The sequence below is a fragment of the Alkalispirochaeta americana genome, from assembly GCF_900156105.1.
Taxonomy (GTDB): domain Bacteria; phylum Spirochaetota; class Spirochaetia; order DSM-27196; family Alkalispirochaetaceae; genus Alkalispirochaeta; species Alkalispirochaeta americana.
The window spans coordinates 1-21,030 of record NZ_FTMS01000020.1 but is presented as its reverse complement, the minus strand read 5'-3'; the positions used below and the strand labels follow the sequence as shown (position 1 = coordinate 21,030).

27 protein-coding genes are annotated in these 21,030 nt (G+C 57.2%); 6 read left to right on the top strand and 21 right to left on the bottom strand.

From position 1 onward, the window contains the following. Nucleotides 1-76 precede the first annotated feature (76 nt). Entirely contained in the window at nt 77-949 is an 873-nt protein-coding gene (locus tag BW950_RS13330) for a flagellin N-terminal helical domain-containing protein (RefSeq protein ID WP_076489812.1), read from the top strand. Nucleotides 950-1,063: 114 nt separating this feature from the next. Beyond that, complete coding sequence (locus BW950_RS13325) at nt 1,064-2,458, top strand: CCA tRNA nucleotidyltransferase (RefSeq protein WP_234969121.1); 1,395 nt, start codon at nt 1,064-1,066, stop codon at nt 2,456-2,458. Nucleotides 2,459-2,472: 14 nt separating this feature from the next. Here BW950_RS13325 and rnc read toward each other — a convergent pair whose 3' ends face one another. The 4 genes from rnc to coaD form a co-directional block, all read right to left on the bottom strand. Next, nucleotides 2,473-3,252: a ribonuclease III gene (gene rnc / locus BW950_RS13320; RefSeq protein ID WP_076489796.1), complete on the bottom strand. Its 780-nt coding sequence runs from the start codon at nt 3,250-3,252 to the stop codon at nt 2,473-2,475. Between the two features lie 45 nt (nt 3,253-3,297). Further along, nucleotides 3,298-3,534: an acyl carrier protein gene (acpP, locus tag BW950_RS13315; protein ID WP_018527441.1), complete on the bottom strand. Its 237-nt coding sequence runs from the start codon at nt 3,532-3,534 to the stop codon at nt 3,298-3,300. Nucleotides 3,535-3,552: 18 nt separating this feature from the next. After that, complete coding sequence (gene rpmF, locus BW950_RS13310; protein ID WP_076489811.1) at nt 3,553-3,738, bottom strand: 50S ribosomal protein L32; 186 nt, start codon at nt 3,736-3,738, stop codon at nt 3,553-3,555. Between the two features lie 115 nt (nt 3,739-3,853). Further along, nucleotides 3,854-4,339, bottom strand: a complete 486-nt coding sequence (gene coaD, locus BW950_RS13305; protein ID WP_076489810.1) for a pantetheine-phosphate adenylyltransferase — start codon at nt 4,337-4,339, stop codon at nt 3,854-3,856. A 64-nt stretch (nt 4,340-4,403) separates the two neighbouring features. Here coaD and BW950_RS13300 point away from each other — a divergent pair, with 64 nt between their 5' ends. Beyond that, on the top strand, nt 4,404-5,204 hold the full coding sequence (locus BW950_RS13300) for a hypothetical protein (protein WP_076489795.1): 801 nt from the start codon (nt 4,404-4,406) through the stop codon (nt 5,202-5,204). Here BW950_RS13300 and BW950_RS14975 read toward each other — a convergent pair. The 12 genes from BW950_RS14975 to BW950_RS13245 all read right to left on the bottom strand — a co-directional run bounded on the left by BW950_RS14975 (nt 5,144) and on the right by BW950_RS13245 (nt 12,475). Beyond that, the gene (locus tag BW950_RS14975) at nt 5,144-5,368 is read right to left on the bottom strand and encodes a hypothetical protein (protein ID WP_143559252.1); all 225 of its coding nucleotides are present in this window, start codon (nt 5,366-5,368) and stop codon (nt 5,144-5,146) included. The genes BW950_RS13300 and BW950_RS14975 overlap by 61 nt on opposite strands. Continuing rightward, the gene (locus BW950_RS13295; RefSeq protein ID WP_076489794.1) at nt 5,356-5,724 is read right to left on the bottom strand and encodes a YraN family protein; all 369 of its coding nucleotides are present in this window, start codon (nt 5,722-5,724) and stop codon (nt 5,356-5,358) included. The genes BW950_RS14975 and BW950_RS13295 overlap by 13 nt, the downstream gene beginning before the upstream one ends. A 7-nt stretch (nt 5,725-5,731) precedes the next feature. After that, nucleotides 5,732-6,877, bottom strand: coding sequence for an HD-GYP domain-containing protein (locus BW950_RS13290; RefSeq protein ID WP_076489793.1), 1,146 nt, complete (start codon nt 6,875-6,877; stop codon nt 5,732-5,734). Between the two features lie 9 nt (nt 6,878-6,886). Beyond that, nucleotides 6,887-7,174: an EscU/YscU/HrcU family type III secretion system export apparatus switch protein gene (locus BW950_RS13285; RefSeq protein ID WP_076489792.1), complete on the bottom strand. Its 288-nt coding sequence runs from the start codon at nt 7,172-7,174 to the stop codon at nt 6,887-6,889. Then, a complete protein-coding gene (locus tag BW950_RS13280) occupies nt 7,167-8,207 on the bottom strand; it encodes a hypothetical protein (RefSeq protein ID WP_076489791.1) in 1,041 nt (346 codons plus the stop codon). The genes BW950_RS13285 and BW950_RS13280 overlap by 8 nt, the downstream gene beginning before the upstream one ends. A 119-nt stretch (nt 8,208-8,326) precedes the next feature. Then, nucleotides 8,327-8,683 (bottom strand): 50S ribosomal protein L19, encoded by a 357-nt coding sequence (rplS, locus tag BW950_RS13275; protein ID WP_076489790.1) that lies wholly within the window; start codon nt 8,681-8,683, stop codon nt 8,327-8,329. Further along, entirely contained in the window at nt 8,670-9,422 is a 753-nt protein-coding gene (gene trmD, locus BW950_RS13270) for a tRNA (guanosine(37)-N1)-methyltransferase TrmD (RefSeq protein WP_083944024.1), read from the bottom strand. The genes rplS and trmD overlap by 14 nt, the downstream gene beginning before the upstream one ends. Further along, entirely contained in the window at nt 9,401-9,928 is a 528-nt protein-coding gene (rimM, locus tag BW950_RS13265) for a ribosome maturation factor RimM (protein WP_143559251.1), read from the bottom strand. The genes trmD and rimM overlap by 22 nt, the downstream gene beginning before the upstream one ends. After that, nucleotides 9,921-10,154 (bottom strand): KH domain-containing protein, encoded by a 234-nt coding sequence (locus BW950_RS13260; RefSeq protein WP_018527451.1) that lies wholly within the window; start codon nt 10,152-10,154, stop codon nt 9,921-9,923. The genes rimM and BW950_RS13260 overlap by 8 nt, the downstream gene beginning before the upstream one ends. A gap of 27 nt (nt 10,155-10,181) precedes the next feature. Then, nucleotides 10,182-10,436, bottom strand: a complete 255-nt coding sequence (gene rpsP / locus BW950_RS13255; protein WP_076489788.1) for a 30S ribosomal protein S16 — start codon at nt 10,434-10,436, stop codon at nt 10,182-10,184. Between the two features lie 19 nt (nt 10,437-10,455). Then, the gene (ffh, locus tag BW950_RS13250) at nt 10,456-11,790 is read right to left on the bottom strand and encodes a signal recognition particle protein (RefSeq protein ID WP_076489787.1); all 1,335 of its coding nucleotides are present in this window, start codon (nt 11,788-11,790) and stop codon (nt 10,456-10,458) included. Between the two features lie 121 nt (nt 11,791-11,911). Further along, on the bottom strand, nt 11,912-12,475 hold the full coding sequence (locus BW950_RS13245) for a hypothetical protein (RefSeq protein ID WP_143559250.1): 564 nt from the start codon (nt 12,473-12,475) through the stop codon (nt 11,912-11,914). Between BW950_RS13245 and BW950_RS15165 the strand changes: the two genes are divergently transcribed. Beyond that, nucleotides 12,457-13,221 (top strand): hypothetical protein, encoded by a 765-nt coding sequence (locus tag BW950_RS15165; RefSeq protein WP_159438806.1) that lies wholly within the window; start codon nt 12,457-12,459, stop codon nt 13,219-13,221. The two genes, BW950_RS13245 and BW950_RS15165, sit on opposite strands and share 19 nt — an antisense overlap. Nucleotides 13,222-13,277: 56 nt before the next feature. On the opposite strand, the gene BW950_RS13230 is transcribed toward BW950_RS15165, so the two are convergent. Continuing rightward, on the bottom strand, nt 13,278-13,616 hold the full coding sequence (locus BW950_RS13230; RefSeq protein ID WP_076489784.1) for a hypothetical protein: 339 nt from the start codon (nt 13,614-13,616) through the stop codon (nt 13,278-13,280). Nucleotides 13,617-13,625: 9 nt separating this feature from the next. Then, nucleotides 13,626-16,505, bottom strand: a complete 2,880-nt coding sequence (locus tag BW950_RS13225; protein WP_234969120.1) for a chromosome segregation SMC family protein — start codon at nt 16,503-16,505, stop codon at nt 13,626-13,628. Nucleotides 16,506-16,547: 42 nt separating this feature from the next. Between BW950_RS13225 and rnhB the strand changes: the two genes are divergently transcribed. Continuing rightward, the gene (rnhB, locus tag BW950_RS13220; RefSeq protein ID WP_076489783.1) at nt 16,548-17,198 is read left to right on the top strand and encodes a ribonuclease HII; all 651 of its coding nucleotides are present in this window, start codon (nt 16,548-16,550) and stop codon (nt 17,196-17,198) included. Here the strand turns inward: rnhB and BW950_RS14970 are convergent. From BW950_RS14970 to BW950_RS13205, 3 genes are all read right to left on the bottom strand, one after another. Beyond that, on the bottom strand, nt 17,195-18,001 hold the full coding sequence (locus tag BW950_RS14970) for a DUF3276 family protein (RefSeq protein ID WP_076489782.1): 807 nt from the start codon (nt 17,999-18,001) through the stop codon (nt 17,195-17,197). The genes rnhB and BW950_RS14970 overlap by 4 nt on opposite strands. Before the next feature lie 482 nt (nt 18,002-18,483). Beyond that, nucleotides 18,484-19,329: a virulence RhuM family protein gene (locus BW950_RS13210; RefSeq protein ID WP_234969119.1), complete on the bottom strand. Its 846-nt coding sequence runs from the start codon at nt 19,327-19,329 to the stop codon at nt 18,484-18,486. Nucleotides 19,330-19,838: 509 nt separating this feature from the next. Continuing rightward, nucleotides 19,839-20,441 (bottom strand): RhuM family protein, encoded by a 603-nt coding sequence (locus tag BW950_RS13205; RefSeq protein ID WP_076489780.1) that lies wholly within the window; start codon nt 20,439-20,441, stop codon nt 19,839-19,841. Between the two features lie 164 nt (nt 20,442-20,605). On the opposite strand from BW950_RS13205, the gene BW950_RS14965 reads away from it, so the two are divergent. Then, nucleotides 20,606-21,007, top strand: a complete 402-nt coding sequence (locus BW950_RS14965) for a transposase (protein WP_143559249.1) — start codon at nt 20,606-20,608, stop codon at nt 21,005-21,007. The last annotated feature ends 23 nt before the right edge of the window (nt 21,008-21,030 follow it).

Below are 21,030 nucleotides of genomic sequence, written 5' to 3'. Positions count from 1 at the left end.
CAAGAAGATGCCCGATGCAACCGACATACAAAACAGAGAACAGGGACGTTCTCATACTATCATCAAGGAGGATGAGATGATCATCAACCACAACATGACCGCGATGTTTGCTCAGCGGCAGCAGAAGTTCAACGGCATGACCGTCCAGGGAAACGTGGAGAAGCTCTCCAGCGGTCTGCGCATCAACCGGGCCGGCGATGACGCCAGCGGTCTCGCCGTGAGCGAGAAGATGCGTTCCCAGATCCGGGGACTGAACCAGGCCGAGCGGAACGCCGCCGACGGTATCTCCCTGATCCAGACCACCGAGGGCTATCTTCAGGAGACCCAGGACATCCTGCAGCGCCTGCGCGAACTGGCCGTTCAGTCTTCCAACGGTATTTACACCGCCGAAGACCGGATGCAGATCCAGGTGGAGGTCTCCCAGCTGGTCGACGAGATCAACCGCGTTGCGTCCCACGCCCAGTTCAACGGCATGAACCTCCTCACCGGTCGTTTTGCCCGCGATACCGGGACCAACACCGTGACGGCGAGCATGTGGTTCCATATCGGTGCAAACATGGATCAGCGGGAACGGGTCTATATCGGCACCATGACCGCCCAGGGTCTGGGACTTCAGAGCACAGCAGGTCTGCCGCACACGGCAAGCTTCATCAGCCTGAGCAGCCCCGACAGCGCCAACTCTTCAATTGCCGTGATCGATTCCGCTCTCAGAGCGGTGAGCAAGCAACGAGCTGATCTGGGTGCCTACCAGAACCGTCTTGATATGGCCCGGGTTGGTTTGAGTGTGGGAGCTGAAAACCTGCAGGCTGCAGAATCGCGCATCCGTGATGTCGATATGGCCCTGGAGGTGGTGGATTACACCCGCAACCAGATTCTGGTTCAGTCCAGCACAGCCATGCTGGCCCAGGCAAACCAGCAGACCCAGTCGGTACTGCAGCTCCTGCAGTAATCCCAGCGATCTTGCAGAAGCGCGGCCTCCCGGGGCCGCGCTTTTTTTGTCCCCCCGGCCTTGCTGGCGGGTTACCCCTGATTCTGCTACTCGTTCCACCGCGCCTGCTGCTCGTTGACAGAACGGAGCCTCTTCTCTACCTTTCTCGCCATGCTTCACGTGCCATCAACAATCCGCGCCTTCGCGAGCGTCTTCTCCCGCGAGGGATACGAACTCTACATTGTTGGAGGCGCTGTGCGAGACGCCCTCCTGGGAAAAGCGGTGGACGATTACGACTTTGCAACCTCGGCAACCCCCGAGGAAGTACAGGGCCTCTTCCGCCGGGTCATTCCCACGGGGGTGCAACACGGGACAGTCACCGTGCTCTTTCAGGATCATTCCTTTGAAGTGACCACCTACCGCATCGACGGGTTGTATACCGATCACCGGAGACCCGACACGATCGCCTATACCCGCTCCCTGGAGGAGGATCTCCGCCGCCGCGATCTGACGATTAATGCAATCGCCCTGAACCCGGAAACCGGAGAGGTGGTTGACCCCCTGGGCGGGCGCGCGGACCTGAAGGAGCGGGTCATCCGCACCGTAGGGTCCGGGGACGATCGGTTCCAGGAAGATGCCCTGCGCATGGTGCGAGCCGTGCGATTTGCTGCCACCCTGGATTTCGCCCTCCTCCCCGACGTGGCCGAGGCGATCCGCCGCCATGCCCCGCTTCTGGGACAGGTCTCGCAGGAACGGATCGCCCAGGAGCTGGAAAAACTCATGCGCGCAAGACACCCCTCCTCGGGATGGCGACTCTTCCGCGACACGGGTCTCCTGGAGCAGTTTCTCCCGGAACTGGAGGAGGACCGGGAGACACCCAGCCCTGTTTTTGAACATCTCCTGGGCAGTTGCGACTGCGCCCCCCTGGATCCGCCCCACCTTCGGTGGGCAGCACTCTTCCACGACATCGGGAAACCCCGCTGTTGCGCCGAGGATGAGAAGGGGCGTCATTTTCACGGCCACGACCAGGTATCAGCCTCCATGGCCGAGGAGGTTCTTGGCCGTCTGCGCTTTTCGAAAGAGCGGATACGCTCTGTGGCTCATCTGGTGCGGCACCACATGTTCGGGTATACCTCCGAGTGGAGCGACGCCGCAGTACGACGCTTTATCTCCCGCGTGGGCGAGGAGGAGGTGTTCCTCCTCACGGCCCTCAGGAGAGCTGATATCTGCAGCAAACTGGGCCGACCACCGGTTCTGCCCGATCTGGATGAGCTGGAGGGGCGAATACGCTGCATGCTGGAAGAAGGCCACCCCCTGACCCGGAAAGATCTGGCCGTAAACGGGAGGGACCTGATGAGCCAGGCAGGAATACCCTCGGGCCCCGCCCTGGGAATCGTTCTTGAGGAGCTCCTGGAGACAATCCTGGACGATCCCTCAATGAACCGCCCGGAAACGCTTCTGGAGATCGCTCGAGCGATCTACCAGGCTCGATTCCACCCGTCTCGGGAACCCCGGGACAAAAAAGGGTGAGTCCGGAAGGAACCCTATTCTTTGTGCGAAACCTGGCTTGAGGAATCCTCGGGCTCCTCTGCCAGAACTGCGTAGGCACATTTTGCAGCGCCCTGCTCCGCCTCTTTCTTGTTTTTTCCCATGCCAGGTCCATAGGTGTTGCCCGCCACATCTACCTGCACCCAGAAGGTCTTGTCGTGATCAGGGCCGGTTTTTCGTTCCACACTGTAGCGAGGATAGGTTTTGTACATTTTCTGGGCCAGTTCCTGGAGAAGGGTCTTGTAATCCTTCCGGTGGCGATCGGCCAGGACTGACTCGATTTGTGGTTCCAGATGAGAAATGACAAAGCGCCGTGCGGCCTTGAAGCCGGAATCGAGAAAATAGGCGCCGATGATCGCCTCCAGGGCGTCGGCGAGGATCGCCTTTTTGGAGCGCCCCCCGGAGAACTCTTCTCCCTTGCCGATCAGGATAAAGGTGTCAACGCGGATCTTGCGGGCAATCTCGGCAAGACTGTCCTCGCTGACAACAAAGCTCTTGATACGGGCCAGATCACCCTCGGGGCGATCCCCCAGCTTGATGTAAAGATACTCCGCCACTACCAGACCAAGTACGGAATCTCCAAGAAATTCGAGGCGTTCGTTATTTCTGATTGTATCGTCACGCTCGTTTGCGTAGGACCGGTGGGAGAAGGCCTGGTTGAGGAGTTCCAGATTCCGGAACTTCAAACCCGCATGGTTTTCGAACAGGTGAAGGTCTTTTTTTCGCGGCCCGTCGGGAACGTTCCCACCGACAGACCCAGCTCGCAGAAACGCCATGAGGAAAAGCAAGGGTCCGGAACAACAGCTCCGGACCCGGCGGCATTACTTCTGCTGAGACTTCAGGAAATCAAGGGCGTCGCGAACCGTCTCAAACTCGTTTGCTTTTTCGTCGGGGATGGCAATTCCCATCTCTTCCTCAATAGCATAGACCAGTTCGTAGGTATCAAGACTGTCAGCACCAAGATCCTGGCGAAAAGAAGAATCCATGGTGATTTTGTCTTCTTCAATCTCAAGCTTCTCGGCGATCAGCTTCTTCATCTTTTCAAACAATTCGTCCATCACAACCTCCGGTTGATATTAGAGTTCATCCGTGTCTACCACGCGCTTGCCGCGGTAGAAACCGGATGTAAGGTCCACACGATGACGCAGAACGAGTTCCCCCGACTCCGGCGATGTCATCAGCGTGGGTGCGCCAATTTTACCATTGATTTTACGGCGACGCCGCGTTCTTGCCTTCGAATGTTTCTTCTTTGGTACTGCCATTATATCTATCCTCTCACGCAATGCAACTTTGGTTCTGCGATCATATCCACGGCCATGAAGTTTGTCAACCTCGGTCGCGGACCGAAAAAACATTACCCTGTCTGCCAGGGCTTCATCAAAACTCCCGGGGTATTCGCTCGAAGAGTTTTTTCTCTACCAGAGGAGGCACCATCGCCGAGATATCACCCCCGAGCCGGACCAGCTCCTTGATGGAAGAGGAACGGAGAACAAAATACTGCGCATCGGTGGGCATGAAGATCGTCTCGATCTCCGGATCAAGCCCTTTATTGAGCATGGAAAGCTCGAACTCATAGGAGAAATCAGCCAGAGCACGGACGCCCCGTATCATGATCCGGGCATCGACCTTCTGGGCGAACTCCACAACCATCCGCTCCCAGAGGTGAACATGCACCGTGTCCCACCCTGCGGTCAGCTCCTGCATCATCTCAAGCCGCTCCCGGGCATCGAAGGTGTATTTTTTCTGGCTGTTATGGGCCACCACAACGTAGATCTCATCGTATATTCGCTGTGACCGCTCTATGAGGTTGAGATGCCCGTTGGTGGGAGGATCAAAAGACCCTGGCAGTATAGCTCTCAGCATGCAGGAATAGTAGTACACCCTCTTCCCGTTGACAAGGCTCGCATCGAAGCGCACTCTCTGAAGTATGGCGCGCTTTTCTTCTTCTCCGGGCGAGCGATATCTGCTTCTGACCGGGATTATCGCAGTCTGTTCTCTGGGCGTTTCTGCCGTGCCGATTCTCTCTGCCGGGGAGGTCGCCGGGGAGATCGGCGGAGAGATCGCCGGGGAGAATGAGAACCTTCACTCCTCCCGTGAAGCTGACCGCCCCCACTGGATTCCTGTGGGCCGGGTCTCCCGGGAACTGGAACAGCAGGCTCTGCAGCAACGGGTTTTTCTTGAACATCACTCCCAGAGCATCCAGCGCCAGGGTCTTGCCATGATTCGCTCCAGCCTGGACCTCTTTGACAGGGCCGATCTGCGGTTGTCCGCCGTACCCCTGGTGGTGGATATGCTGGATCGGGAGTATCGCATACTTCGGGTTCCTGCCCGATACCAGGTTGATTCACCCACTCGAACCGAAGCATTGCACCTTTTAGCCGACCTGGGAGGAGAAACGGCCCGAGAACAGCTCAGAAGGTCTCTGGAGGCAGATAGCGACGGGACGGTACGCGCCACGGCGGCGCTTCTGCTTGCCCGCTCCCCCCAGACGAGCCCCGATCAGGATCTTGCATCGATAGCAGCATCGTTACGACAGGCCACACGCAGGGGCGGCCCCGAGGAGGAAATCCACCGGCTCCTCCAGGCGGCCCGGAACATGATTCCCCAGGCCTGGGAACCCGAGATCCCTGACCTTGTGTATGCCCTGGGAGAGATCGTCCAGGGCCCCTATTCGTCGGGATTGCGAAGAAGCTCCCTCTCCATGCTGGAGGAGCTCATCCGGCGATGACCGGGGGAGGCAACAAGACCGGGAGGCGCATCCAGCCCCAGCAGGCGATCAGAAATTCGCCCCGCCAGACGATCGATTGCTCCATCCACATAGGCGGGATCTCTGATGCAGGTCTTGAGGAAGGCGATTCGTACTGGATCGTATGGCTTTGCTACTCTGGGCATGGCGCCTCAAACGCTCCCTGGATGTGCCGGACCGTTCCAGCTCCTTCATCTACACATAGTACGTCAAACCGGAAACTCCGGTCCCGGAACTGCGGGTTCTGCTGCAAGAAGACCCGCGCAGCCCCCACGATGCGCGCCTGCTTGCGCGGTCCCAGAACCCTCTCCAGGGCATCCTCCGGGAAGAAACGCCACGCCTTGACCTCGACAAAGAGTAGCGTTGCACCGTCTTCACCTACTATATCGACCTCACCGGCGCGACACCTGAAGTTTCTTGCGAGAATCTGGCAACCTTTTTGCTCCAGCCAGGCCGTTGCCCGGGCTTCACCGGCCTGTCCTTTCTGGTAGGTGCTTTTCAAGAAGCTCTTACCGGTTCCGATGCTGCGCCGCCAGAGAGTTGGCGTCTACTGCCCGGACGATGAAGACCGATTTGGTTTCTCCCAAATCGATTTCCGGGCCATCGTCATCGACAAACTCCCGGCCATCGGCGTCGATGATCACTTTCACCAGCGGCTTCAGGGGAGCTGAACTCCGGTTTTTCAGAACACGGCAGACCGAGGCATCGCTCAGGAGCACGATGCTCCCGATCGGATAAATACCCAAAACCTGAATAAACACTTTCAGGACGTCGGGATCAAAGCGGGTTCCGTTATCACTCAGGAGATTTCGAATGGCCGTGTAGCCGATCATGGAAAGACGGTAGGGTTTATTTGATACCATGGCAACGAAGGAATCGGCGACGGCGATAATACGCGCCTCCAGAAGGATGGAGTCGCGGGCGATGCGCCGGGGATAGCCGTTGCCGTCCCATCGCTCCTGGTGCTGCAAGGCAGGGATGCCCACCTCTTCGGGAAAACCGATCTCCCGGGTGATGATCTTGTAGGAGTAGATGGGGTGCGTCTGGATCTGGCGACGCTCTTCAGGAGTTAATTTTCCTTCTTTCGAGAGAATTTCCTGGGGGATTCGCAACATTCCCACATCGTGCAAGACCGCCGCAGTAACCAGGAGAATCAGGCGGTGGCGGGGTAGCTGCATCTTTCTTCCCACCAGGGCTGCCAGTATGGCCGTGTTCAGGGCGTTTTCTACTTCTCCCGCCTCCCCCTGCATTCCGTATAGCATATACTGAACAACATCGTTCGGATGAACATCGAGAAGTTGCAACAACCGGTTCACAACGCGATAGACCTCGTCTTGTTCCACCGCTTCCTCGGCCCGGAGCCGCCCAAAAATCTCGAGAACCGTTGACCTCAGGGAATTGTAGTTCGCTGTTATTGCCTTTTGGCGAGGACTTGTAAAGGCCCGCAGAAAGAAGGCGTTCAGGGCTGCCTGGGGATCTTCCGATATTTCCGCCCCATCGCAATAGAGGCTGGTGATCTCCCACTTTCGCAACCGTGCCAGATCGCGTTCACGGACCGGAATCCCCTCGGGGACAAAGAGGTTGTCTTCGTCTATGTAAACGGGCCGGGAAAAGCGCTGCCCAGCCTCGATCTGATCCACCGGAATTTTTTTCATGTTCTGCCTCTATTGTCCACGGATATCCAGGGAATCCGGGACTGCCCCGGAGGGGTCCAGACGAAGCACAAAGGAGAGGATTTCTGCAACAGGAAAGAAGAGTTCCTGGGGAATTGCTTCTCCGGGGGTTAACCAGACGAGACGCTCCGCCAGATCGGCGTCACTGCGAACCGGAACTCCTGCTGCCCGAGCCATCGAAAGCATTTTGCGCGCAAGCTCTCCCTTGCCCCGGGCTACCACAAAAGGAGCCGGAAGGGATGAATCGTAGCGTATCGCCGCGGCAACCTGCTCATCCATAGGTGTCAATCCCACTCTGTTCTGCTTCGCCTCCCCGCTTTTGGGCCGTCCCGCCCCCCTCATAACGTTTTTTAACGCTCCCAGTATGCCCTGAAAATCCCAGACGGGCAAGCAAGTCTTGCGGGATGGCATCAGTCTCGCCCCCCAGATCAACCAACCGGGGGCTCACACCCCCCGGAAGGGGAATCAGATCCCACTGAAACCACCAGGATCGGCCATCTTCGCGCGTTGCCGAGAGAAAAGCCGAAACGGGACGACCTTTCTTCCGGTGCCATCCTACCTTGAGCAGGGCATCCAGGGAGGGATGATCCTCCAGACCACCTTGCCCGGGAGCCGGTTCCAGAGAATCAAGCCAGCCCCGCAGGGGGACCACAACCCAGTGAAGGTCATCCGAAGCGGGGAGTGCGTTAAACAACTGGAGGGCGTGGGTCGGCTCCACCACTTGGCGATGCAAGACCGGGCGGAGAGGATGATCAGCCTCGACCCGGGAGGCAGCCCGGGAGGGCCTTCCCCGGGGAACGTCTTTTCGGGAAGCCGCCCCGTCCCGAGGGAGGACCTTTCCCCGGGAGAGCCAGCACACCAGATCACGGGCCTGGTTCCGGGCGGTCCAGGACAGCGGCCGTCGCGAGGTACCTATACCCCTGGAGACGAGCTCAATCGCACCCTGGACTCGAGAAGAGACCTGAACTTCCGAAGCAGTCCATGAACCATCCCGGCTGCCACGGGAATTCCGAAAGAGTTTCCGGCATAACGATACCGCCAGGACACTCAGGGATCGTACTTGCTGCGGGGATATTGGGAGATCGTCCAGAAAGGAAGCCGCCAGGCGTTGCAGGAGACCCGGAGCGTCTCCGGAAACATCCTTGCGATCAATCTGGTGGTTCCCGGAAACGGGAAGAGAGGCTGATTCCGGAAGGAGCTGCAAGCGCAACTCCGGCTGAAGAGAGGAGACCTGAAAAATCCGGCTTTCCCCCAGAGGGATGGCCCCCGTGGAAGCCACAGTCAGGCGGAGCCCGCCCCCCCGCAGCGTCACCTCTTCAGGCCGCGCTCCAGGGAAGGCCGTGAGACGGAGGAAATCTCCGACCCGTATATTCCGACTGTTTCCGAAAACTCCCCCCCGAAGAGGAGAGAACTCCGGACCCCGGGCGGAATTTATCGCTCTTTCCGCCGTACCAGCTCGGCAACTTTTGCCGCTTTTCCAACACGGTTGCGGATATAATAGAGCTTCGCCCGGCGAACACGTCCGCGTCGCACCATTTCAATCTGCTGAACCCGGGGGCTGTGGAGGGGGAAAATCCGTTCCACGCCAACGCCGTAGCTCAGTTTTCTGACTGTCACGGTTCGGCGCAAACCCGAGTTATTCAGGGCGATTACCAGCCCTTCATAGATCTGGATACGCTCGGTCTGACCCTCAACGATACGGAAGTGAACCTTTACGGTGTCCCCAATCCGAAAATTCTCTGCGTTTTCTTTTACGTGAGCGGCCTCGACCGCCTTAATTACATCCATGGTGCGACTCCTTTTCCAGGATTGATTCCGTCAGTATCTGTTCCGCTTCAGTAAGCGAAAGGTTCTGCAAAAGATCAGGGCGGTTTCGTGCCGTCCTGATCACCTGCTGTTCCCGCCGCCACTGGGCAATGCGGGCGTGGTGGCCCGAGAGCAAAATCTCCGGGACCTTCCGGGACCGAAAGACCTCCGGCCGTGTATAATGAGGGTGTTCCAGCAACCCATCCTGGAAACTGTCTTCCAGAACGCTCTCGGGCCGCAACATTCCCTCGCGCAATCGGTAAACCGCATCGATTACCACCATTGCCGCCAGCTCTCCCGAGGAGAGCACGTAATCACCAATCGTGAACTCCTCGTCCACGTATTCGTCGACGATCCTCTGATCGATCCCCTCGTAGCGCCCGCAGATGAGGACGATTTCCTTCTGCCGGGAGAGCCGGAGGGCGTCGCGCTGACGAAAGGGACGCCCCGACGGTGTGGGAAATACCACGTGTCGGGCCTTTGCGTCAACTGAATCAAGGGCCGTTGCGAGAGGCTCCGCCATCAGAACCATTCCGGCACCACCCCCGTAGGGAGCGTCGTCACAACTGCGATGACGGTCCTGCGAAAAATCCCTGATGTTTATCACCTTCGGGATCAGGGCCCCGCGATCAGCCGCCTTCCCCACAATGGAGGTGCGAAAGTACTCCTCCACCAGTTCGGGGAAGAGCGTAAGAACCGTTATTCCGTATCCATCAGCCACGGCACCAGCAACTCCACTGTTCGTTTTTCGGTGTCAACATCTCCCACATATTGAGACATGAAGGGGATCAACACCGTTCCGGTTTCACGCTTCACCTCAAGGAGCGGGGCCTGCAGGCCGTCAACGACGGCAATGATCTCACCGCAGGAATCACCCCCGGAAAGGAGCGTCATCCCCACCAGGTCGGTAATGTAGTATTCATTACTGCCGCAGGGAGCTGCCTGATCCCGGGGCACCCAAATCTCGGCACCCGCCAGATCCCTTGCCTGCTCCGGCGTGGTAACCCCCGAAAACCAGAGGAGAGGAACGCCTCCCTGGAGAAGAACCTTCTCCACATTGGCAGACCAAACCTTATCCTTGCGCCGCAACTCAACCCGGGACAATCCCTCAAAATGGGCGATCTCGCCGGAGAAGGAAAAAACCTTGACCGCGCCTCGCACACCATGGGGCCGACGGACAGCACCGATGGCAACCATGGCCAGGGCGCTCTCCTGTCGATCAGTCAAGGATTTCCAGAACGACCCGCTTCCCCGTTCCCGTGGAAGCTGCGCTCAGAAGTGTCCTGATCGATTTGGCGATCCGGCCGTGCTTGCCGATAACCTTCCCGATATCATCGGGATTGACTTTCAGCTCCAGAATCGTTGATTTTTCACCCTCGATCTGATTTACCACGACCGCATCGGGCTCATCGACCAGGGCCTTTGCGATGTATTCAACTAAATCTCTTTCCACCAAACTACTCCTGCCTGGAGAGGCGAATTATTTCACCGTTACGTTATTGTTGTTCAACAGTTTGCGCACGGTGTTGGTGGGACGAGCTCCTTTTTGAAGCCATTCCTTGACCTTCTCCTCGTCGAACCGAACCTGAGCTTCGGCATCGGCCGCGATAGGATGGTACACACCAATTTCTTCCAGAGCCCGACCATCCCGGGGAGCCCGGCTGTCCATCACCACAATGCGGTAAAAGGGACGTTTTTTGGAACCGAATCGCTTCAGGCGAATTTTTGTACTCACGAACTTCCTCCTCAGAATCTTACCGGTGCCCCATCTGAGCCATCAGCTGGGACTGGTACTTCTTGTTCTTTGAAACCTTCTTCATCATTGCCCGCATCTTGTCAAACCGTTTTATCAGCTGGCCCACCTCGAAAACAGAGGAACCACTCCCGGCAGCGATACGCTTCCGTCGGGACATACCGATAATCCGGTGATTATGCCGTTCTTCCCGGGTCATGGAAAGGATAATCGCCTCCTCCCGCTTCATTTGATCCATATCAAGCTGATCGGGATCAATGTTCCCCTTCATTCCCGGGATCATCTCCAGAAGCGACTGAACCGAACCCATTTTCCGGACCCGCTGGAACTGCTCCAGGTAATCTTCCAGGGTAAAGGTAGCGGAGCGTATCTTCTTCTGCAAACGCTCGGCATCATCGGCGCCGATCGTCTCCTGGGCCTTCTCGACAAGAGAGACCACATCACCCATTCCGAGAATGCGGGAAGCAATCCTCTCGGGATAAAAGGGTTCCAGATCCTCGACGCCCTCACCGGTTCCGATGAACTTGATCGGGGTTCCTGCGATTGTCTTGATGGAGAGCGCTGCCCCACCCCGGGTATCACTGTCGAACTTGCTGAGGATAACCCCCGTAAGATCCACACTCTCGTGAAACGCCCGGGCTACCTCTACCGCATTCTGTCCCGTCATGGCATCAGCCACGAGGATTCGCTCGTCGGGTTTTGCCAGAGCAGAAACCTGCCGAATCTCCTCCATCAGGGCTTCATCGACCTGCATCCGGCCCGCCGTATCGATGATAACGACGTTGAGCTGCTCTTTCTTTGCCCGCGCCAACCCCGCTTTAACTACAGCCTTGGGGTCTTTGCTGCCAGGGATGGCCTCCACAGGGATGCCGATCCGCTCGCCCAGTTGTTGCAACTGGTCAACTGCGGCAGGCCGCACCAGGTCAGCAGCAACAAGAAGGGGCCTCCGCCCCTCCTTCTTTAACCGCAGGGCCAACTTTGCCGCAGAGGTTGTTTTTCCCGATCCCTGAAGACCGGCAAAAAGAATAACACTGGGGACATCGGGACCGCGCAGGGCGAGATCCTGCCGCTCGTCCCCCAGGAACTCCACCAGCTTGTCGTAGACGACCTTGACGAATTGCTGCCCCGGCGAAACGGAGCGCAGCACCGATTCACCCGAGGCCTCCCGAACCGTACGGCTCACAAAGCGGCGGACTACCTTGAGATTTACGTCGGCTTCCAGAAGCGCGACTTTGATCTCCTCCACGGCATCAGCAATATTCTGCTCGGTGATGCGGCTCTTTCCGGAGACACTTCGTACTACGTTGTTTAATCTGTCGCTCAGCCTGTCCAACATACCATCGTATCCAATCCTAGAACAATCAAGGTCGAAGGATAGTTATAGGTAAAAGACGCCGTCCTGTCAATGCGTACCTCCCGGAGGATTCCACGCTTCACGACGAAAACCTCAAAGAAGATCAGCGGAGGTGAAAGAAATGCCGCTCCAGGAACTCCAGACGGACCTTGGCATCATCCCAGTGGTCGCTCAAGGGGTGGTCCCGAAGAAGTTCGGCATAGAGCCGCCGTGCCCGAACCAGATCCCGTTCCGGCCCCGGAGACTCATAGAGCCGGGCCTTTCGATAGAGCTCGTGGTCCGAAAGGGCCTGATCGCTCCCGGAGGAACCCTGCACGTCTGCCCTCTCATTCCGGAGAGCATCTCCTGCCGAAGGCGCTGCTTCCAGGGAAAGAGCTCTTCCATCGGAGTCCCTCTCGCCGGCACCTTCCGGCACAGCAGAATCCGATGGCTCGGGCGCCGGCAGGGACGAGAGATCAATGCGGGGAGTCTCTTCCGGAGGCGGGACAACCTGCAGACGCCGTTCCTTGACGACCGATTCTCCCGTGGAGAGGTCCTGCATGGCGAAGGCGATCACCAGATCTTCGCCGACCTCGACAGAGTCGGGCACTTGAAAGGTAAAGCGGGTTTGGCGGCCCTCGCCCTCTCTTCTCACCAGGCGAAGGGGCGGTGTGCTCTCGCGATACAACCAGGTCCTGCCAGGAAGGAGCAGAACCAGGAGCGATCCCGGGGAAACTTCTTGCTCCCGAGGCGCTGGCTGTGGTGGTGCTGGTGTTGGCGACGCTGGCTGTGGTGGTGCTGGTGTTGGCGACGCTGGCTGTGGTGGTGCTGGTGTTGGCGACGCTGGCCGTGCTGGTGCTGGCTGTGCTGGCTCTGGCTGTGCTGGCTGTGGTGGTGCTGGTGTTGGCGACGCTGGCCGTGCTGGTGCTGGCTGTGGTGGCTCCGGCTCTGACTCTGGCTCCGGCTCCGGCGACTCTGACAGACTCTGATGATCCAGGATCTCCGGGAGGGGATCCCCCGGAGGCAGCTCGGGAAGCGGGAGAGCTGCTATTCCATCCCCCACAGGCGGTGCGGCAGGACCAGGAATCACCCTATCTGCCAGCGAAAAAACAGCCGGGGGAGGCAGCGGCAGGGGCAAAGCAGAAGATTCAAAAAGAAGCCCCTCATCGGACCAGGCGGAGTCGCGCCCGACATCGCCTGGTCTGGCATCGTCGGGCACAAGAAAGACATCTGCCTGGAGAACATCCTGAGCCGGTTCCGGTGAATCGGGCTGCTCCTGGGGCACATCGGAATCACTCTCCGACGATGGGAGACCAACAGGATCCCGGGACGCATCCCGAAGGTCCTGGCCGGGAGGATCCTCCCGGGAGGGCACGCCGGTCTGACACCCCGCAAGAAACACCGGGACCAACCCTGCCAGCAGAAGAATCGTGACCACCGGCCTCCGGACAGAAACCCGGGGGCGTTTTCCACGATTGTGCTTCAGGCGATCAATCAAAAAGGAGCTGCTCCACATGGCTCTCACCCCGCTTGAGAAACTCCCGCCTCAGGGCGCCGAGCAAATCCTCTTCGGCCTCGGAAAGAATCTCCGCATCCAGGGGCATGCGAGGATCTACCTTGTAGCGCAACCCCGGATAGAGCAGATCCTGCTCTACCGGCGGAACCAGATACCGCCGCTGGGGGAGCATCAACTCCCGGGAATAGAAACTCGACAGCGAATCGTCTTCCCCGAGCCCCTCGCTGCGGCCCGAGAAGACAAGAAAAAACAGAAGCAAGAGGGCTAAAAAAACTCCTCCGCCAGCAAGGGCGGGAACCAAGGTCGATTTCATGACACCCCGCTACTCCTTTGTGTCGTCCAGGGCCAGCTGAGGCTCCTGGTCGTTCTGATCGCCGGCTTGTGCCCTGTCGTCAGTCTCATCCTGGCCCGGTTTTCCCTTCTGGCCCTGTTTCCCGTCCTGGCCATCGATCCGCAAGGCGACGATCTGGCTCACTCCACTTTCCTGCATGGTTACACCCAGGAGGGTGTTTGCGCCTGCCACGGTCTTCTTGTTATGGGTGATCACGATAAACTGAGACTGCTCAGAGAACTCGTGGAGCATATTCACAAAGCGCCCCACGTTATGCTCGTCCAGGGCTGCATCGATCTCGTCAAGGAGCGTAAAGGGGGCAGGACGGACCATGAAAGTCGCGAAGAGCAAGGCTACCGCCGTCAGGCTTCGCTCCCCTCCCGAGAGAAGGGTAATACTTTCCAGCTTTTTTCCCGGGGGCTGAACCAGAATATCGATACCGGAATCGAGAACGTTATCCGGATCAATCAGGCGCAACTCCGCCCGGCCTCCCCCGAAGAGGCGACGGAAGATGGTATGAAAGTTTTTCCGGACCCGGTTGTAGGTCTCCACAAAGAGTTGCTGCGATTCCCGACGAATCTCCGCCGTAACGCGGACAAGATCGTCCCGGGCGGTCCTGAGGTCTGCAAGCTGCCCTGAAAGGAACTCGTAGCGATCCGAGACTTCGGCAAACTCCTCAACGGCCATGAGGTTCACGCTTCCCAATTCCTTGAGCTCCCCCCGAACGCGGGTCATTTCGTCACGGAGCTGTTTCTGATCGCCTTCGAAGGAGGGTTGCCGCCCCTCGAACTCTCTCAGATCGCGGCCGTGACGTTCGGAAAAGCTGTCATAGAGGCCCCGGACCTCGGTGCGTTTCTCGGCAAGCTTTACCTGAAGCCCCTCCAGTTTTGACTGGGCCTGGGCCAGAGCCTGCATGGACCGGCGAAGTTTTTCCTCCTCGGCCTGGAGGCTTTTGTTGTTCCCCGCAATATCCTGCTCAAGCCGCTTCAGTTCCTGTCGCAGCTCCTGCTCCTGCCGGGCCAGATCGTCGTGTTCTTTCTGAAGAGCCACCGTCTGGCCTTCCAGCTCCCGGGCCCTGCGCTGATCACCCTCGATCCGCGTTTCCAGCTCTTTCTGGTGACGCCGGGTCTCTTCCATTTCGCGGCGATGCCGGCGCGCGGCCTCAAGGAGAGCACCGGCACGGTTTTCCAGCTGGACCCGGTTGAGTTTCATCTGCTCCAGGTTTTCCCGCTCGGTATCGATGGTCTGCTGCAAGGCCTGGATCTCCTCGTTGAGATCCCGGATTTTTTCGCGCAGCCCCCGGTTTGCCTCCTGGAGCTTTTCTACGTTGTCATCGAGCGACCGCTTGCGGGTCATGGTTCCCTCGGGAGCAAGAAAGTCGTCGAGAAACCGGGGGATCGCCCCCTGGTAGCGCTCGACAGCCTCCGAGAGAGCCCCCAGAGCCTCTTCCAGGGCAGAAAAGGCCTGTTCCGCCGCTGCCCTGCGCTCTTCCACCCCGCCAAGACGCAGATGATCCTGCAACGCCTCCCGGCGACCCCGAAGAGTGATTTCCATCTGGTCCAGAGCGGCCTTCAGGGTTTCTTCGTGGCGGGCCCGTTCAGCGCTGGAATAGCCCGATTCCTTCAATTTTGTATCGAGTGCTCCCACAAGCTCGTCGGTAACGGCCCGCAGTTCTTTCTGGCACTCCGTCACGCTGCGCTCGTTGGCTGTGATGGTCTGTTCCGCCTGACGAATTTGCTCCCGGGCCTCTTTCTGGCGCTCCTGGCTCCGGGCAATCCGGTCCTGGACTGTCGCAACGGTCTTGTCCACCTCGCTGATCTGGAGGCGCGTCTCCTCCTCGGACCGCTCTGCTGTGGCAGCGGCCTGCTCCTGCTCCTCGGCCTTGCGGGAAAGCCCCTTCAGGCGCCCCCGCTCGGCCTCGATCTGGTCCTCCAGCTGGGCCTGCTGATTTCTGATAAGAGCAATCCGCTCGGTGCGGGAGCTTTTTTCGAGCTCCAGTCCGTAGAGGCGCTTTTGAACCTCCACCAGGCGTGATTCCATGGAGTTGACCCGGGAAAGCTCGCTCTCAAGCTTCTCGTTCAGGCCGTCGATCGCCTGCTTCAGGTTATCCCGCTCCTGCCGGGCTGTCCCGGAGCGCTCCTGGAACTGCTCCTCCTGCTCCCGGTACTGAAGCAATCGTGCAACCTGCAGGTCCACCTCAAGATTAAACTGCTCTTCCCGGAGCGCCCGGTAGGAGGTGGTCTTTTCTGCCTGGCGTTTCAGGGTATCGTAACTGCGGCGAACCTCGGTCAGGACCGAATCAACCTCGTGCATGTTTGCCTCGGTTCGTTCCAGCTTCCGGTCCGCCTCGCGCCCCCGCATCTTGTAGCGGGTAATTCCCGCAGCTTCTTCGAACAGTGCCCGCCTGTCTTCAGGGCGAGTGGAGAGTATCTGATCAATCTTGCCCTGCTCCATGATCGAGTAGGCTGTCTTGCCGATTCCCGTATCGTAGAAGAGCTCCCGCACATCCCGCAGTTTTACCGGAGCGCCGTTCACAAAGTACTCGCTCTCGCCACTGCGGAAAAGGCGGCGGCGTATGGTGATTTCCGGGAAATCCAGGGGCAGGACCCCATCGTTTTCCAGGGTCAAGGTAACCTCGGCCACATTCAGGGGTTTTCGGGTGTCGGTCCCGTTAAAGATGATATCTTCCATTCGCTCGGCCCGCAGACTTTTTGTGGCCTGCTCCCCCAAAACCCATTTCACAGCATCTACGACGTTGCTCTTGCCGCACCCGTTCGGGCCGATAAGCGCCGAGATGCCGTCGGTAAACTGGATATGGCTTTTCTCTGCGAACGATTTAAATCCAAAGAGGTCGATACTTTTCAGAAACACAGTTGCTCCCGGCGCGCTGCCAGCGTAGTATAATTGACTATCATGGCCGGACAAAAGAAGAAGAATCAAGCCCACCCCCCCCCTGTTCCGGGGGCGTGCGGTATAGACGAGGCCGGACGGGGCCCTCTGGCCGGCCCGGTAACGGCCGCTGCCGTGGTGCTGCCGCCCCGGATGGAGGTTCCAGGGCTGGCTGATTCCAAGGCGCTTTCTCCGAAAAAGAGAGCATCTCTCCGGGATATTCTGATTTCAGGGGGCGCATGGATAGGTCGGGGCTGGGTGTGGCCCGAAGAGATCGACAGGCTGAACATTCACCATGCGTCGCTTCTGGCGATGCGCCGGGCCTGGGAGGATTTGCTTTTGCTTCTTGATAGTTGCCCGCCGGGCGAGGCTCCGCATCTACGAGCGATTCTTGTGGACGGGCCTCATGTGCCCCCGGAGCTCCCCATGCCACCGGGGCTTTCGCTGCCGGTCCGGGCAGTTGTGGGAGGGGACAACCTCTACCGGGAGATCATGGCCGCCTCAATTATTGCCAAGACCGAACGAGATTCCTGGATGGAAGACTACGATAGCCGGGACCCCCGCTACGGCTTTGCCCGGCACAAGGGATACCCCACAAAAAACCACAAAGAGGCCCTGGTCCGCCACGGCCCCTGCCCGATCCATCGTCGATCGTTCAGAGGCGTCCTGGCCTAATCTTCCCGGCGATCTTCGCCGTCCCGGCGCGGCCGGTCACCCTGCTTGCCGTAGGGCTTACGGGGCGGACGGGAGTCGTTGTCCCGCCGCGGCCGGGGCCGGTCACCCTGCTTGCCGTAGGGCTTGCGGGGCGGGCGCGAATCGTTGTCCCGCCGTGGCCGGTCCCGGTGATCGCCCTGGTCGCCGTAGGGCCTGCGGGGCGGGCGCGAATCGTTGTCCCGCCGCGGCCGGTCCCGGTGATCGCCCTGGTCGCCGTAGGGTCTGCGGGGCGGGCGCGAATCGTTGTCCCGCCGCGGCCGGTCTCGGTGATCGCCCTGGTCGCCGTAGGGTCTGCGGGGCGGGCGCGAATCGTTGTCCCGCCGTGGCCGGTCCCGGTGATCCCCCTGGTCGCCGTAGGGTCTGCGGGGCGGGCGCGAATCGTTGTCCCGCCGTGGCCGGTCCCGGTGATCGCCCTGATCGCCGTAGGGCCTGCGGGGCGGGCGCGAATCGTTGTCCCGCCGTGAGAAATCATCCCGTTCTTCCCGGGTTTCCGCAGGGCGCTCCCACCGTTTTACTTCCGACTTGCCACGATGCTCCCGAAGAAACTCCATGACCCGCTCCATGCCCTTGCCAAAAAGATGAAAATCATCCTCGAAAACCACCACCTGGTGACGCTCGAATTCTTCACCCGAATCCTGCTTCTTGCTCTCGACTATCGTGAGAAACAGATCTTTATTCCTGTTTTCCTTGATATTAAAAAAATAGGTGCGCCGATCATTATTGCTGCGCACCCGGGCAGAAAACAACTCTCCCCGAACTCCCATACTCTTCTCCTGCGCTCCAGAGCGCTCATTTCATCTGGATCTTTCTGACGTGATTACCCGGCCGAGAATAACAGATTCACTCCGGGGCGTACAGTATACACGGAAGAGCATTTCCCGCCAGCAGGTCCTTCCCTACCCTCTTCTCCCCTGGGTGCTCGATCATTGCACAGAAGATTGGCCGGAAGAACTTTCTGTTCTCGGGAAGCCCTCGCGGCGCGCAGGCATCGAGTGTCAACAGCGGTTTAAAAGTTCCTTTTTCAGGCCACGGAAATCAGCCGTGGCACGGCGGGGAAGGAAGGGCTGGCAGGAAACACGCTATACCCGGAGTGGTCAATGTTATTTGCCGATATGGGGGGTGCACCCCCCTTTCCAAGCGTTCCGGTGTTTCACTATCGGGTGCGATGTCCGGGCCGTAAATGTATTGGCAACCATGTGTTTCCAGTAGCTCAATGGCAAAGGTTTCGATGGCGGATTCGGCGATTTTAGTTGTCGTCATTGTTACCGCCTGTATCTTTTCCAATTAGTTTCCTGACTTCTTCGTCAAAGTCGGAAATGTACTGTTTATCCTGAATAATCCGAAATTTATCATATTCGCCTTCAGCTTTGATTTTTGCTTCCAGAGCTGAGATTTCACCTTTGTCCAGCAGAATGGGATAATCTGAAAGAGCCAGGAATTTGTCCAAAAATTGCACCCAGTCTTTCATGTTCGTCACTATGCCTCGGCGAGCGCGGTTTTCGGCCAAGTCCAGGTAGGCTGAGACGATTCGTTCCAACTCTTTGAGATGTTCCTGATTGAGATAGTTCTTCGCGATGGTCACATCGGATTTCAGAATTTTCCCGCTGGGCTCATTTTTCCAGGTCTTTAGTCCCATGTAGAGCTTTTGCGCGTCGGCTTCGGTATAGATGATTTCTGCGGCAGTTTTACCCTGAATAGCCCAGTGCATTTTGTTTTGCACGGTGGCAAAAAACTCTTTGGTGGTTTTGTCATTGCGGTCATAATCAGCGGAAAGGGCATAGATATCCGTAACCTTCTGATAAAGTCTGCGTTCACTGAGGCGGATTTCTCGAATGCGTTCCAGAAGCTCATCGAAGTAATCCTGCCCAAAGTGCTTGATTTGCTTGAGGCGTTCATCATCCATGGCAAAACCTTTGATGATGTATTCATGCAGAATCTCGGTAGCCCATTTGCGGAACTCCGTCGCCCGGTGCGAATTGACCCGGTAGCCCACAGCGGTAATGGCCCGAAGATTGTAATAAAGAACCTCTTTTTGTTGAGTTTTGCCTTCTATTGCCCCATGGTCAGTGGTATGTCGGAATTTCCGACACACCAGTTCTTCTTGTAGTTCGCCCTCGGCAAAAATGTTTTTCAGGTGCTCGGTGATAGTGGATCGCCCTTTTCCGAACAGCTCAGCAATCAGTTTCTGGGTCAGCCAGAGTGTTTCATCATGAAAATAGACATCGATATTGACTTTGCCGTCAGCAGTTTTAAAGAGAACGAAGTTGGGAAACTTTTCAGGGAGGTTAGGATTGGTAATTAGATACCTCCTTCAATCTTTTATTTTGCAGAGGCTCTTGCAAAAATCTCGGGCTGACGTATTTTTCGAGCAACCACCGCCGCGTGAAACAGGTCTGTAAATAAAAAGTTGATAGGCCCTCTGTTTTCTGGTAGAATTCGGTCAACCAAAACTAAATAAACCAGAAAGGACAACCTATCCGATGAAAAGTATAACAGAAATTATTGGTGGTGCACAGATTCTTTTCGATATCTCTTTTGATATTCAGGATTCTTTTGAAGAGTACCTGACCACGAAGTATAGTTTGCCGTTTCCACGGTCGATTAGTTCTGCGGCGGTTTTACCGGTAGTCGCCCAGAGCATTTTATTCTGTACTTTTTAAAGAAAATCTGTGCCGCTTCGGAAGTTTTGTCGTAATCAATTGCAGTGGTATAAATATCCCTGATTTTTTGGTAGAACCGCCTCTCAGAGGCTCGAATATCCCGAATTCGTTCAAGCCATTCGTCAAAATAGTCCCACCGCTCAGATTGTTTGAGCCTTTCATCATCCATGGCAAAACCCTTGATGATATACTCTTTCAAAATTGCCGTTGCCCAGATTCTGAACTGGGTAGCCCGGTTGGAGTTTACCCGGTAGCCTACGGCGATAATGGCATCAAGATTGTAGTATTTTGTCTCTTTTGTCTGGGTTTTACCTACTATAGCGCCATGTTGAGTGGTATGTTCCAAAATGGAACTAACCACTTTCTCATCGAGCTCACCGCTTTCAAAGATGTTTTTCAGGTGCTTCGTTATAGCCGGTCTCTGGACATCGAAGAGTTCAGCCATCTTTTTTTGTGTCAGCCAGATGGTTTCGTTTTGGAAGATTGTGTCTATTTTGACGGCTCCGTCTTCGGTTTTATAGAGAATAATTTCGGATTGGCTCATTAGGTTATCTCCAGAGGCTCTTGCAAAAATCCCGGGCTGACGTATTTTTCGAGCAACCACCGCCGCGTGAAACAGGTCTGTAAATAAAAAGTGGATAGGCCCTCTGTTTTCTGGTAGAATTCGGTCAACCAAAACTAAATAAACCAGAAAGGAAAACCTATCCGATGAAAAGTATAACAGAAATTATTGGTGGTGCACAGATTCTTTTCGATATCTCTTTTGATATTCAGGATTCTTTTGAAGAGTACCTGACCATGAAGCATCGAGCCTTCCTGCATGTGTTACGAATTGCCGAAGAGCATTTTCCTGCTGTTGCCTCCAGCTATCGTGGCCGGGGTCGCAGACCGCACGATGACATCGCAATAATTCGGGCGTTTATGGCCAAATCGTTTTTCCAGATTGAAACGACAACATCTTTGGTTGACCGCTTGCGAGGTGATTCATCGCTGCGCCACATATGCGGATTTACGGTCGTACCCAGTTCGTCGACATTCCGGTGTTTGTCAACAAAGAAGTCACCTGAATTACGCCGCTCTTTGATGGATCAGGCGCCTGGTTTCCTGTGATGGGTTCAGGAATACCACTCGCC

What these genes read in the sequence shown, in the direction of transcription:
- ffh (WP_076489787.1), bottom strand. Translation starts at nt 11,790, where the DNA reads ATGTTGGACAGGCTGAGCGACAGATTAAACAACGTAGTACGAAGTGTC.
- BW950_RS13300 (WP_076489795.1), top strand. Translation starts at nt 4,404, where the DNA reads ATGGCGCGCTTTTCTTCTTCTCCGGGCGAGCGATATCTGCTTCTGACC.
- BW950_RS13285 (WP_076489792.1), bottom strand. Translation starts at nt 7,174, where the DNA reads ATGGATGAGCAGGTTGCCGCGGCGATACGCTACGATTCATCCCTTCCG.
- BW950_RS14975 (WP_143559252.1), bottom strand. Translation starts at nt 5,368, where the DNA reads ATGCCCAGAGTAGCAAAGCCATACGATCCAGTACGAATCGCCTTCCTC.
- BW950_RS13230 (WP_076489784.1), bottom strand. Translation starts at nt 13,616, where the DNA reads ATGAAATCGACCTTGGTTCCCGCCCTTGCTGGCGGAGGAGTTTTTTTA.
- rnhB (WP_076489783.1), top strand. Translation starts at nt 16,548, where the DNA reads ATGGCCGGACAAAAGAAGAAGAATCAAGCCCACCCCCCCCCTGTTCCG.
- BW950_RS14970 (WP_076489782.1), bottom strand. Translation starts at nt 18,001, where the DNA reads ATGGGAGTTCGGGGAGAGTTGTTTTCTGCCCGGGTGCGCAGCAATAAT.
- BW950_RS13330 (WP_076489812.1), top strand. Translation starts at nt 77, where the DNA reads ATGATCATCAACCACAACATGACCGCGATGTTTGCTCAGCGGCAGCAG.
- BW950_RS13205 (WP_076489780.1), bottom strand. Translation starts at nt 20,441, where the DNA reads ATGAGCCAATCCGAAATTATTCTCTATAAAACCGAAGACGGAGCCGTC.
- BW950_RS13290 (WP_076489793.1), bottom strand. Translation starts at nt 6,877, where the DNA reads ATGAAAAAAATTCCGGTGGATCAGATCGAGGCTGGGCAGCGCTTTTCC.
- acpP (WP_018527441.1), bottom strand. Translation starts at nt 3,534, where the DNA reads ATGGACGAATTGTTTGAAAAGATGAAGAAGCTGATCGCCGAGAAGCTT.
- rpmF (WP_076489811.1), bottom strand. Translation starts at nt 3,738, where the DNA reads ATGGCAGTACCAAAGAAGAAACATTCGAAGGCAAGAACGCGGCGTCGC.
- coaD (WP_076489810.1), bottom strand. Translation starts at nt 4,339, where the DNA reads ATGCTGAGAGCTATACTGCCAGGGTCTTTTGATCCTCCCACCAACGGG.
- rnc (WP_076489796.1), bottom strand. Translation starts at nt 3,252, where the DNA reads ATGGCGTTTCTGCGAGCTGGGTCTGTCGGTGGGAACGTTCCCGACGGG.
- rplS (WP_076489790.1), bottom strand. Translation starts at nt 8,683, where the DNA reads ATGGATGTAATTAAGGCGGTCGAGGCCGCTCACGTAAAAGAAAACGCA.
- BW950_RS14965 (WP_143559249.1), top strand. Translation starts at nt 20,606, where the DNA reads ATGAAAAGTATAACAGAAATTATTGGTGGTGCACAGATTCTTTTCGAT.